This window comes from Parabacteroides sp. merdae-related_45_40, from assembly GCF_001915675.1.
Genome location: NZ_MNQY01000040.1, coordinates 1 through 12800, shown reverse-complemented (window position 1 = coordinate 12800; position 12800 = coordinate 1). Strand labels below are relative to the sequence as shown.

Annotated in this window: 11 protein-coding genes and 3 tRNA genes; 11 read left to right on the top strand and 3 right to left on the bottom strand. The window is 45.6% G+C overall.

Annotation, left to right across the window (positions count from 1 at the left end; genetic code table 11):
- Positions 1-188 precede the first annotated feature (188 nt).
- A complete protein-coding gene (locus BHV83_RS04000; RefSeq protein WP_122206036.1) occupies positions 189-2669 on the top strand; it encodes a TonB-dependent receptor in 2481 nt (826 codons plus the stop codon).
- Between the two features lie 55 nt (positions 2670-2724).
- Here BHV83_RS04000 and BHV83_RS03995 read toward each other — a convergent pair whose 3' ends face one another.
- The gene (locus BHV83_RS03995; protein WP_005637515.1) at positions 2725-3714 is read right to left on the bottom strand and encodes a sugar phosphate isomerase/epimerase family protein; all 990 of its coding nucleotides are present in this window, start codon (positions 3712-3714) and stop codon (positions 2725-2727) included.
- Positions 3715-3855: 141 nt separating this feature from the next.
- Here BHV83_RS03995 and BHV83_RS03990 point away from each other — a divergent pair, with 141 nt between their 5' ends.
- Together BHV83_RS03990 and BHV83_RS03985 are read left to right on the top strand one after the other, a co-directional pair.
- Positions 3856-4806, top strand: coding sequence for a hypothetical protein (locus BHV83_RS03990; RefSeq protein WP_122206035.1), 951 nt, complete (start codon positions 3856-3858; stop codon positions 4804-4806).
- A gap of 105 nt (positions 4807-4911) precedes the next feature.
- Positions 4912-5322: a hypothetical protein gene (locus BHV83_RS03985; RefSeq protein WP_005637519.1), complete on the top strand. Its 411-nt coding sequence runs from the start codon at positions 4912-4914 to the stop codon at positions 5320-5322.
- 36 nt (positions 5323-5358) lie between these two features.
- On the opposite strand, the gene BHV83_RS03980 is transcribed toward BHV83_RS03985, so the two are convergent.
- Both BHV83_RS03980 and recO read right to left on the bottom strand, forming a co-directional pair.
- A tRNA-Arg gene (locus BHV83_RS03980) sits at positions 5359-5430 on the bottom strand.
- Positions 5431-5500: 70 nt separating this feature from the next.
- Complete coding sequence (gene recO, locus BHV83_RS03975) at positions 5501-6226, bottom strand: DNA repair protein RecO (RefSeq protein WP_022321970.1); 726 nt, start codon at positions 6224-6226, stop codon at positions 5501-5503.
- Positions 6227-6320: 94 nt separating this feature from the next.
- Between recO and BHV83_RS03970 the strand changes: the two genes are divergently transcribed.
- The 8 genes from BHV83_RS03970 to BHV83_RS03935 all read left to right on the top strand — a co-directional run bounded on the left by BHV83_RS03970 (position 6321) and on the right by BHV83_RS03935 (position 12797).
- The gene (locus BHV83_RS03970) at positions 6321-6716 is read left to right on the top strand and encodes a DUF2721 domain-containing protein (RefSeq protein WP_005646993.1); all 396 of its coding nucleotides are present in this window, start codon (positions 6321-6323) and stop codon (positions 6714-6716) included.
- Positions 6717-6848: 132 nt separating this feature from the next.
- A tRNA-Glu gene (locus tag BHV83_RS03965) sits at positions 6849-6920 on the top strand.
- A 43-nt stretch (positions 6921-6963) separates the two neighbouring features.
- On the top strand, positions 6964-7221 hold the full coding sequence (rpsT, locus tag BHV83_RS03960) for a 30S ribosomal protein S20 (protein ID WP_005637528.1): 258 nt from the start codon (positions 6964-6966) through the stop codon (positions 7219-7221).
- Between the two features lie 60 nt (positions 7222-7281).
- A tRNA-Glu gene (locus tag BHV83_RS03955) sits at positions 7282-7353 on the top strand.
- 162 nt (positions 7354-7515) lie between these two features.
- On the top strand, positions 7516-9471 hold the full coding sequence (gene gyrB, locus BHV83_RS03950) for a DNA topoisomerase (ATP-hydrolyzing) subunit B (RefSeq protein WP_005637531.1): 1956 nt from the start codon (positions 7516-7518) through the stop codon (positions 9469-9471).
- A 95-nt stretch (positions 9472-9566) separates the two neighbouring features.
- Entirely contained in the window at positions 9567-11345 is a 1779-nt protein-coding gene (locus tag BHV83_RS03945) for a gamma-glutamyl-gamma-aminobutyrate hydrolase family protein (protein WP_122206034.1), read from the top strand.
- A gap of 10 nt (positions 11346-11355) precedes the next feature.
- Positions 11356-12354, top strand: coding sequence for a M28 family peptidase (locus BHV83_RS03940; protein ID WP_122122474.1), 999 nt, complete (start codon positions 11356-11358; stop codon positions 12352-12354).
- A gap of 14 nt (positions 12355-12368) precedes the next feature.
- The gene (locus BHV83_RS03935) at positions 12369-12797 is read left to right on the top strand and encodes a SufE family protein (protein ID WP_005637535.1); all 429 of its coding nucleotides are present in this window, start codon (positions 12369-12371) and stop codon (positions 12795-12797) included.
- Positions 12798-12800: the final 3 nt, after the last annotated feature.

Genomic DNA, 12800 nt, shown 5'->3' with positions numbered 1-12800 from the left:
AGAAAGAGCCTGTAAAAAAACTTCATCATTGACAGGGTTTAAAAGGTAAGGAAAAGAGATGGCATACCCGATCCATCATCATACCATACAAAAGGATTTTACCTAATTTTTGATTTTTCAAATAAACCTTTTTGTATGATAGCAGTCATATAAATCGTTTTGTAAAATGTAAAAGACAGATTTGGAAGATGATGACAAAAAAGATGAGCTTACTTTTAACCGGTATGCTTTTGTGTTTGGCTCCGGATATAAAAGGTAATGAAACGGACGGAAGGATTAAAGGTATTGTAATGGACGGCGAATTAGGGGGACCACTCGAATTTGTAACCGTCCAGGTTAAAGCAAAAGGTTCGGACAAAATATTGCAGGGAGCCGTTACCGGAAGTGACGGAAATTACAGTATCGGAGGACTGAAGAAGGGGGAATATATAGTTACTTATTCCTATATCGGCTACGCGGAAATTTCTAAAAATATAACAATCAGCAACAATTCTCAAACTCTTAATCTTGGAGAACTCACCCTGGAAGAAGATGCCAACCAATTGGGAGAAGTAGAAATCGTAGCAAAAAAGCCCCAAATGAGATTCGAGCTCGATAGAAAAGTTTTCGACGCAACACAAGATATCGCATCCGAAGGGGGATCGGCCAGTGATTTGCTTGCCAATATCCCATCCGTGGAAGTCGATAACGAAGGATCTGTTTCATTGCGTGGAAATTCCAGCGTAACAGTCTGGATCAACGGAAAAGCATCGGGACTGACAGCAGACAACCAGGCGGACATACTGGAAATGATGCCGGCAGAAGATATCAAACAAGTGGAAGTCATTACCAATCCCTCTGCCAAATACAGCCCGGAGGGAACAGCCGGGATTATCAACATTATTTTAAAGGATGACCGGAAACCCGGTTACTACGGCAGCGTAAAAGCCGGAGCCGATACGGACGGAGGTTATCAGGCAAGTGGAAACATCAACTACAGCAGTAGCAAAGTAGACGCGTACGCCAATCTGAGCTATCGGAACCGGGAAATGAAAGGCGGTGGAATCACAAGTCGTGAAAATACAGCCAACAATAGTTTTCTCGACCAGACCAACAACTCCAAACGACAACACAACAACTGGTTCGGACGTATCGGGGCAACCTGGCACATTACCAAAAGCGACGACCTAGCATTCAACATGACCGGCATGACCGGAGGGGGCGACAACAACGAATCGATCCATTACATTTCGACAGACAAGCAAAAGAATACGGTTTACACCAGCGACCGTACAACAGACGGAAACTCGGACATGAAAATGTATAACCTGGAATTGAATTACTTACACAAATTCTCGGAAAACAGCAATATAGACTTAACCGTCAGCAATAACCAATGGAGAAACGACGGACTAAGCATTTACGAACAATCAACCCGATATACGGACACTGACTTAACCGACAAACAGGAATATCAAACTCAGGAAAACAACATCAAAAACAAAAGCTGGGAAGTTCAGGCCGACTACACAAACAAAATATCCGACGCGAGCCGGATCGAGGCAGGTTATAAAGGGACATTCCAAAGAGAATCCAGCCCTGTGGATACCTATACCGGAACAACCGCTACCGACATCGAACAGGACCAGGCACTTTACAACCGCTTTCTATATAACCAGGATGTGCATGCCTTGTACATGACGTATGGAGGCAAGTGGAACAATCTGAGCTACCAAGCCGGCCTACGTGGAGAATATTGGCGTGTGGATACCCGCTCGCTGGACTTCGACCAGGAATTTAACGGCAAGCCGTCGGAAACTTTCGAGAAAGACTATTTCAAGTTGTTTCCAAGTGCCTTTATCTCCTATGCCCTCCCTAAAAACAATGAAATACAAGTAAACTATACCCGTCGCCTGCGTCGTCCTTGGGGTGGACAGCTAAATTCATTCCGCAATATTTCCGATGCCTCCAACATTTCTTTCGGTAACCCGGAACTGACACCTGAATATTCCCATTCTTTCGAATTGAATTATATCAAGACCTGGGAATCCGGCCATACCCTATCATTATCCGGCTACTATCGCTCGACAGATGACGTGATCCAGCGCATTCGTTTCTTGAACACGGCAGACAATGTAATGTACACGACCAGTGAAAACGTAGCCCGCCAGCAAAACAGCGGTCTGGAAATCGTTGGAAAAAACAATTTATTCAGCATCCTTAGCCTGACAACGGCCGTAAACCTCTACTACTCCAAATTAGACGGTTTCAGCTATCTGCCCGAAGGAGCGGAAGCTCCTGTCATTGGAGAGGAGGATGAAAGCTTCAACTGGAACGTACGCATGATTGCCAATGTCAGTCTTCCTTGGGGTGTTTCCCTACAGGGCACAGGCAACTATAATTCCAAGCGCTTGATGGCACAAGGATACCGCGAACCGAACTACTCAGTCGATCTTGGATTGCGCAAATCTTTCTTAAAAGACAAGTTGACGTTAAGTATCAATGCACGCGACTTGCTGGACTCCCGCAGATTCCGCACCATTACATCCGGAGACGGTTTCTGGCAGGATTCCGAGAACTGGCGTGGTGGCAGAAGAGTTGGTTTTACCCTGACCTACAACTTCGGCAATATGAACAAGAAAAAAGACAAAAGCAGGAGCGAGGAACCGGACATGTATGAAATGGACTAAATAAAAAAGAAGGGATAAACCTTTGCCGCACTTATCCCTTCTTACCTACATCCTCTTATCTTTCAAAACAGGCATCGAAGGCATGTGCCGACGGCAGGAAATCCACCTGTTTGACAAAAGCGCAAGACTCGCGTGCTCCATGTTCACGATCCATGCCGCTATCTTCCCACTCCACCGAGAGCGGACCTTGATAGCCGATATCGTTCAAAGCACGGATAATTTCTTCAAACCGGATCTTTCCACGTCCTAAGCTACGGAAATTCCAGAAGCGGCGGGCATCGCCAAAAGTTGAATGGCCGCCGAACACGCCGATCTGTTTCGGAGTATCGCTCCAATACACATCTTTCATGTGGACATGGAAAATACGATCCGGGAACTGGTTAATGAAGTCTACATAATCCACTCCCTGATACCCCAAATGGCTCGGATCGTAATTAAAACCGAAAGCCGGATGATAATCGATCGCTTCAAGAGCCTTACGGGCAGAATAAGTATCGAACGCGATCTCGGTCGGATGTACTTCGAGAGCGAAACGGACACCTAACTTTTGATATTCGTCTAAAATCGGAATAAAACGTCGGGCAAAATCAGCATACCCTTCATTCACCATCTCGTCGGTAACGGGAGGAAAGGAGTAGAGCCATTGCCAGATCGAACTTCCCGTAAAACCGACTACGGTGTCGACTCCCAGCATTCTAGCGGCATGGGCTGCCTGAATCATATTTTCGACCGCCCGCAGGTGCACTCCATCAGGATCGCCATCGCCCCAGATATAATCAGGCAATACGGATTTATGCCGTTGATCGATATTATCACATATCGCCTGGCCGACCAGATGATTCGAAATACAAAACAGTTGCAAACCGTACTTATCGAGTGTCACCTTGATATTCCGATAATATTCCGGATCTGTCTGCCGAACATCCAAATGAGATGGTAATCCCAATTCAACACCGTCAAAACCAAATGATTTTGCTTTTTCACAAATAACATCCAGCGGTAAGTCTCCCCACTGCAATGTACATAATGTTACAGGACGTGCCATGTTTTTCGTTCTTTTTAAGGTTAATACATTGTGTCTGTTCGACAAATATAAAATATCTTTTTAAATTCATCTACAAATATTTTTCATTTCTGATTATTTATCTTTCCTTTGTAACATTATAAACAACTAAAAAACTTAACTATGAGAAAGAAAGTGTTTTTTGCACTTGGCTGCGTACTCTACTTGACAGGTTGCGACAGTTCTTCACTCGAAAAAGTCATCCCGCAAACAAAGTTTTTCCCCATTCAATTCAGCATTCAGATGGAAAAAGAGATAGTGTCTTTTCCCACCCGCAGCATACCGAATAACGTGATTCCGGAACCGACGGTTTCGAAAGCTGGAGAGAGCGACGCCGAATTGAACGAAATATGTTCCACCATCGAATATGTGGTATTCAAAAACGAAGATACTCCTGCATTAATCAAGCACAAGCAGTTCACTTACGATCCCACCGATCTGGATGCGGATTTCAGTTGCATATATGATAGTTTGCCACAAGGCGACTACAAATTCTACTTTTTAGCCCACAATTCAAAAAACGCTGTATTATCCGGTTCAACTTTTTCTTTCGACAGCATCTCGGATACATTCTACGAAATGATATCCCTAAACATCGATGTTGCAGAAATCACCAACAAAGATGTCTCTCTTCAACGTATCGTCAGCCGTATTGAGTTCATGGCGACCGATTCGGTTTCCGACATACTGAAACAGTTCGATATGGAGATCGACGGAATATCCAATCAGCTGGACATCGCCACCGGTCAGGGGATAAAAACCCCGGATAAGCAAATCCTCTCCTATACATTCAAGAATAATGAGATCGGAGAAGTAAACAAAGTACATTCTTTTTATACTTTCATACCTCCCACCGACAATAAAATAGCCGTCCGCCTTTCGGCCATCGCCAAAAACGACGAACCGATCCGGGAACGGCAAATCGACAATATCATTCCGGAAAAAAACAAAATCATCCGTTATAAAGGCCGCCTCTACAGCCGTTCCGAATCCGACGACACATTCCAGATCAGCATCTACAACAATGGGAAATGGGAAGAGACAACCGATATTGAATTGCCTGATTACGAATAAAATTTGTATAAACACGTGCTTTCCATCAACAATACGGCCGCACAAACATTCCTCTATATCGTTTTAATTCATATCTTTGTCATTGAATGATTAATATTTGGAATCATGATTAAGAAGAATATACTCGGTTTATTATTTCTGCTGTCCGCACTCTGTCTGTTCAACAGTTGTGAGGATGATCCGTATTATGATGATTACGGCTGGGCGACCGATGCATTATGCAATAATACCTGGGTTGATTTTTATACCAATAACAAAGGGTACGAATGCGAACAACGGCTCGACTTCTATAACGATCATACGGGAGAAGATTTTACAATTATCTATTATCCCAACGGTATGACTGACGAATTGAAAACAAGTTTTTATTGGGACTGGAAAGACGAATATTTCGATTCTTTCTATGTCGAATATGCAAACGGGACTGATTATTACGAGGATGTTCGAATAGGTAACGAATATTTAAAGTGTTTCCTAAACGGAGACCGGGTGACCTTCGAGGCATTCCACTGGTAATAAAAAAGGCAATCGTAACGATTGCCTTTTTTATTGTAGCTCCGCCGAGAATCGAACTCGGATCTAAAGTTTAGGAAACTTCTATTCTATCCGTTGAACTACAGAGCCATTTTTATAATAAGTGCGGCAAAAGTATAACCTTTTCCGCAAACTGGCAAGTATTTAAAGGAGCAATATGCTAATCGAACAGACTTTGCATGACGGATAAGGACTTTATTTCGGGAAAATCCGGCAAATGCAGGCGATAATATTCAAGAATACGGTTTATGACACTCACACGATCCTGCCGGGAAAAAGAATACAACGACATATTCTCGAAGCTGATCTTCAGCAACCGGGCCAAAACCACACTCTCCTGCCGGTTCAGATAATGGCGATGCATCGGTATACGATCGACAAACACGCCATTCAGCATATCGAAGCAAGAACCTGCCACATATGATTCGACGTTCGGATATATCCCCAGATAATGCAAGAGTCGCAGCAAAAAGACCAGATGAAAATTCGCCACCCCCTTATCCGAAAGCTCTAACAATTGTATCGACTCGAACAAATACTCGAAAAGGCGCGAATCCGGCTCCGTCTCCTTCACCACGCGGAAAAGGATCTCGGAAAGGAAAAGCGCAAGTATATTTTTCACCGGATTACAAAACACGTCCGTCAACGGATAGCAGAGTTTCGTTTCACGGATACGATGCAAATCCCGCTTATTCAGATGCTCAACCTCCATCTCCACTACCGAAAGAGGCATGAACAACGCTTTCGAGACAGAAGATTTCTTTCCACGGGAACGGGCAACCAGATAAGAAGCACGTCCAAAAGCCTCCGTGTACATATATATAATGGAGTACTTATCATTATATGGAATGGAATGCAGGACAATCCCACGCGTTTTACACAACATATCACTGAAATTTGGAAAACAAAGTTACAACATTTTCCTTCTCAGCCTTGTTTTATTGAATAACAAACTACTAAATTATAAAGAACATATAAACATGCAAGAACTCACGCTCACAACCCCATCACTGCTATTTTCAGCAGTTTCACTTATCCTATTGGCCTATACAAACCGTTTTATTTCGTATGCGAGCCTCGTACGCACATTGAAAGAAAAGCATCAACAGACACACGACCCGAAAGACATCGCCCAGATAGCCAATCTTAGGAAACGGTTATACCTGACACGCTCCATGCAGATATTAGGTCTGCTAAGCCTACTCTTTTGCGTGGTCTCGATGTTCTTCATCTATATCTCATGGCAAATCATAGCCGCCTGGATATTTGGAATAGGATTGCTTCTATTGGCAGCTTCGCTATGCGTATGTATCTGGGAAATAAATATTTCCGTCAATGCTTTAGAGATACACCTACAGGATATGAGTTCCAAATAGATGTTAAATACGACTAACCCAAAACTTTTTTCTTTCAAATATTTTGTCAATTTAAAGAGAACATCTATCTTTGCACTCGCAATCGGGAAATCAACAATCCCAGAGAGCTAAAAGTAAAAACTTTGACATGATGGCCCGTTCGTCTATCGGTTAGGACGCAAGATTTTCATTCTTGAAAGGGGGGTTCGATTCCCCCACGGGCTACAATAAACAGGATTAAAGAATAAATAAAGAGAATAGCTAAGAAATGGCAAATCACAAGTCATCAATTAAGAGAATCAGACAGACCAACGCAAAGCGTCTGCATAATAGATATTATGCTAAGACTGCAAGAAATGCAATGAGAGTTTTGCGTGCTACTGAAGATAAGAACGAAGCTCAGGTTCTGTTCCCGAAGGTGTGCTCTATGTTGGATAAGCTTGCTAAAAAACACATTATTCACAAGAATAAGGCAGGCAACTTGAAATCCAAATTAGCGAAGCACGTCAACGCACTTGCAAAATAAGGTATTATACTTTATATAGTATAAAGCCGGACTGGTTAGCCCGGCTTTTTTAAACCTGATGGCCCGTTCGTCTATCGGTTAGGACGCAAGATTTTCATTCTTGAAAGGGGGGTTCGATTCCCCCACGGGCTACCTTTTTTAAAGAGACAAAGTTTGACTTTGTCTCTTTTTTTGTTATACACCTCCGTTTGACTATTTTCACACTCCCTATACCTTCTAAGTTAATTATTTTCACTATATTTGTTAGCTTTTTTAGACAGACAGATAATTACAGATTTTAAACGATAAAGACTCATGAGTGAAGAAATTAAGAATACTTCCACAGAGTACTCTGCGGATAGTATTCAGGTACTTGAAGGGTTAGAGGCAGTGCGTAAGAGACCGTCCATGTATATTGGCGATACCAGCGAGAAAGGTCTCCACCATTTAGTATACGAAGTTGTTGACAACTCTATTGACGAAGCACTGGCCGGATTTTGTACCCAAGTTGACGTAGTGATAAACGAAGATAACTCCATCTCTGTTACAGACGATGGTCGTGGTATTCCGGTAGATATTCATGAGAAAGAAGGCGTGTCAGCGCTTGAAGTCGTATTGACCGTGCTCCATGCAGGAGGTAAATTCGACAAAGGCTCTTACAAGGTTTCAGGAGGTTTGCACGGCGTAGGTGTATCCTGTGTAAACGCACTTTCCACTTACCTGAGAGCAGAAGTCCGCCGCGATGGAAAAGTCCACATGCAGGAATTCTCCTGTGGTAAGCCACTTCATTCTATCGAAGTGATCGGCGAGACAGATGTGACCGGTACAACCATCATGTTCAAACCGGACGGAAGCATCTTCTCCGTGACCGAGTATAAGTACGAGATTTTAGCTGCACGTCTGCGCGAGCTGGCATTCCTGAATGCAGGCATCACACTTAGCCTGACAGATAAACGCGTCGTAAAGGAAGACGGCAGCTATAAATCTGAAATATTCCGTTCGGAAGAAGGGTTGAAAGAATTCGTTCGCTACATCGACCGCTCCAAAGAGCAACTGATCCCGGATGTGATCCACATCGTTACGGAAAAGCAGGGTATTCCGGTTGAAGTCGCCATGACTTACAACACTTCATTCAACGAAAGCGTATTTTCGTATGTAAACGATATCAACACCATAGAAGGAGGTACTCACCTGGCCGGTTTCCGCCGCGGTTTGACCCGCACACTAAAAAAATATGCCGACGACTCCAAGCTGCTTGAAAAAGCAAAGGTTGAAATCTCCGGCGACGACTTCCGCGAAGGGCTGACAGCGGTCATCTCTATTAAAGTGGCAGAGCCACAGTTCGAAGGGCAGACCAAGACGAAGTTGGGAAACAACGAAGTAACCGGTGCCGTAGACCAGGCTATCGGCGAAGCATTGGGCTACTACCTGGAAGAACATCCTAAGGAAGCCAAGATAATCGTCGACAAAGTGATCCTTGCAGCCCAAGCACGCCAGGCAGCCCGCAAAGCTCGCGAACTGGTACAGCGCAAATCACCGATGACAGGCGGCGGTCTTCCCGGTAAACTGGCCGACTGTTCTTCAAAGGACGCCGCACTTTGCGAGCTGTTCCTCGTCGAAGGAGACTCTGCAGGCGGTACAGCCAAGCAGGGACGCGACCGTAACTTCCAGGCCATCCTGCCGCTCCGCGGTAAGATCCTGAACGTCGAAAAGGCGATGGACCACAAGGTATTCGAAAGCGAAGAAATCCAGAATATCTTCCGCGCAATGGGTGTCACCATCGGTACCGAAGAAGATCCGAAAGAATTAAACCTGAGCAAACTGCGCTACCACAAAGTGATTATCATGACCGATGCCGATGTGGACGGAAGCCACATTGCCACCCTGATTCTTACTTTCTTCTTCCGCCGTATGCGTGCGCTGATCGAAAACGGATATGTCTATCTGGCCACTCCTCCTCTCTACCTGTGCAAGAAAGGCAAAGTGGAAGAATATTGCTGGACTGACCAACAACGTCAAGCATTCATCGACAAATATGGCGGCGGTAACGAAAACCAGATCCACACACAGCGATACAAAGGTTTGGGAGAAATGAACGACCACCAGTTGTGGGATACGACCATGAACCCGGAAAACCGTACGCTGAAACAGATCACGATCGACAGTGCTGCCGAAGCTGACCAGATATTCGCCATGCTGATGGGTGAAGATGTCGGCCCGCGCCGCGAATTCATCGAAGAAAATGCAACGTACGCAAACATCGATGCGTAAAGATTTATGATTTATAATTTATGATTTATGCACCGATAATAAATCATAAATTATAAATCATAATTCAGAAATTATAAATCATAAATCATAAATACATGAAGCTCCGTCGTCCGAATTTAGAGGCCATCTACAGGGAAGTAGATCATTATATTCCCAAAAAAGAAAATCTTCAACCTCCCCGTATAGGAATATCCGCCAATCGGAAAGACGGACTTTCCTGCATAGCAGAAACCTATGTACAGGCGGTACTGAAAGCTGGAGGTGCTCCGGTTCTGATCCCGGTCATTACGGATATCGAAGCGTTGACGGCAATAGTGAACGGGTTGGACGGGCTGGTCATGAGCGGTGGTGGCGATATCAACCCGCTTTACATGCAGGAAGAACCAATTCCCGCCTTGCAGGATGTAGATACCTACCGGGATGAATACGACCTGATACTGCTCCGCTTGGCGACCAACCGCCAGTTGCCGGTCATGGGAATATGCCGTGGCCACCAGATACTAAACGTCGCATTTGGCGGCAGCATATACCAGGATATCCATACCCAACACAATCAAAAGCTACTGAAACACAGCCAGACGCTTCCCCGCGAACAGGTTTCCCATTCCATCACACTGAACGAAGGCCCCTCTAAGCTCCGCACCATGCTGGACGATAAAAAAGAACTTTTGGTCAACTCTTTTCATCACCAGGCAATCAAAGAGCCGGCTCCCGAATTTATCACTACGGCGACAGCTCCCGACGGGATCAACGAAGCGATGGAACATCCGGAAAAAGAAATATTCAGTGTCCAGTGGCACCCCGAAGCGATGGCTGCCAATGACGATGAACAGATGTTGAAACTTTTCAGGCATCATGTCGAATCGTCCCGCCTGTTCAAAAAAGCCAAATACATCCACCACAGGAACGTGACGCTCGACTCCCATACCGACACTCCGATGATCTTTCCGGGTGAATTCAACATCGGGTTGAAAGAAGGCGGTAAGGTAAACCTCCCTTTCATGGAAGAGGGGCTGATTGACGCGACGATCATGGTAGCCTATATTCCGCAGGGACCGAGAGACGACGCTTCACTACTGAAAGCGACGGACTTCGCCATGAACCGCCTGCAGGAAATACACCGGCAAATGGAGTTGAACCGTACACGCATGTGCATCGCCTACACGCCACAGGAAGTCCACGTACTGAAAGCCGCCGGAAAGAAAGCGATCATGTTAGGCGTGGAAAACGGATATGCGATAGGCAAGGACATCGAGAATATCACCCGTTTCCGGAAAATGGGAGTTTCCTATATCACTCTCTGCCACAACGGGAGCAACGACATATGCGACTCAGCAAGAGGAGACGCGGAATGGAACGGCCTCAGTCCTTTCGGGAAAGAAGTCGTCCGCAAAATGAATGAGACAGGGGTATTGGTCGATATCTCGCATGCCGCCGAAAGTACCTTTTATGACGCACTTGAAACAAGCACCTACCCGATCATCGCCTCCCATTCTTCTGCCCGCGCGCTTTGCAACCATCCGCGCAACCTGACGGACGAACAACTGAAGGCGCTCGCCGAACAGGGAGGTGTCGCACAGATATGCCTCTACAAAGGATTCATCAACGAAGATGCCGAAAAAGCGTCTCTGAGCGATGCGATCCGTCATATCGACCACATCGTGGACCTGATCGGGATCAACCATGTGGGGATAGGTTCCGACTTTGACGGTGACGGCGAACTGATCGGCTGCCGGGCAAGCAATGAACTGATAAACATCACAATGCGTCTTCTAAAAGAAGGATATACAGAAAATGATATTGCTAAAATATGGGGAGGTAATCTGTTGCGCGTGATGAACAAAGCGCAATCCGCTCCCGATAACTCCTTATAAACGACAAGATATGACTAAACTGATTTTATTATTATTCTCCATGACCCTGTTCGCATGCGGTCAGAAAGGAACCAGCGAGACAACAGTTCCCGTAACGGAAGTGAAGAAAGCTCCAGCAACAACCGTCCCATTGTTTGATGCGGACAGTGCTTATGCTTATGTCGAAAAACAAGTATCATTCGGTTATCGCGTCCCGAACACGCCAGCTCATAAGGCTTGTGGCGACTACCTAGCATCCGAGCTGAAACGTTTCGGAGCACAAGTATACGAACAGGAAGCTACACTTACAGCTTACGACGGAACCCCATTGGAATCACGTAACATCATCGGTTCCTTCAATCCCGATAAAGACAAACGCATCCTGCTTTTCGCCCATTGGGACACGCGTCCTTATTCAGACCACGATCCCGACCCTGCCAACCATAAGAAACCGTTGGATGGGGCTGATGACGGTGCAAGCGGTGTAGGCGCCTTGTTGGAAATCGCCCGACAAATGGGAATGAAGGCTCCCGAAACAGGGGTAGACATCATCTTCTTTGATGCCGAAGACTACGGGACCCCCGAATTTGCTAAAGACAGGTACAACGACACGAGCGACACCTGGTGCCTCGGCAGTCGCTTCTGGGGGAAGAACCCGCACAAACCGGGCTACAAAGCCGAATTCGGTATTCTACTCGACATGGTCGGCGCCAAAGATGCGGTCTTCTATAAAGAATATATTTCGATGAAATATGCCGCCCGTTATGTGGATGAAGTATGGGAAGCGGCCCGTAACTTAGGATACGGCAAATATTTCATCAACGCAAACGGCGGAGGCGTGACAGACGACCATGAAGCAGTCATCGAAGAAACCGGTATTCCTTGCCTGGATATCATCAACTATGATCCGAACTCGGACAAAGGTTTCCGTGACCATTGGCATACGCAGAACGACAACATGAGCAATATAGACAAAAACGTACTGAAAGCCGTCGGCCAGACAGTACTCGAAGTTGTATATAACAGATAAAAGATAGAAAAGAAATGACAATCAATGAACTTCAAAACAACGTCATCGAAGAGTTTGCAGACTTCGACGACTGGATGGACAAGTATGCGTTACTGATAGACTTGGGTAACTCGCTTCCCCCTTTGGAGGAAAAGTATAAAACGGAAAGCAACCTGATCGAAGGTTGCCAGAGCCGTGTTTGGCTGCAGGCGGATTACGTAGATGGCAAGATCCTGTTCAAAGGCGAGAGCGATGCGGTAATCGTCAAAGGGATCGTCTCTTTGCTGATCAGCATCCTGTCCGACCACACCCCGCAAGAAATACTGGATGCCGATCTTTACTTCATTGAAAAGATCGGCTTGAAAGAGCACCTCAGCCCTACCCGCTCGAACGGCCTGGTGGCAATGGTCAAGCAGATGCGCATGTACGCGCTGGCATTCCGTACTAAGGAACAGCAAGGGTGATCT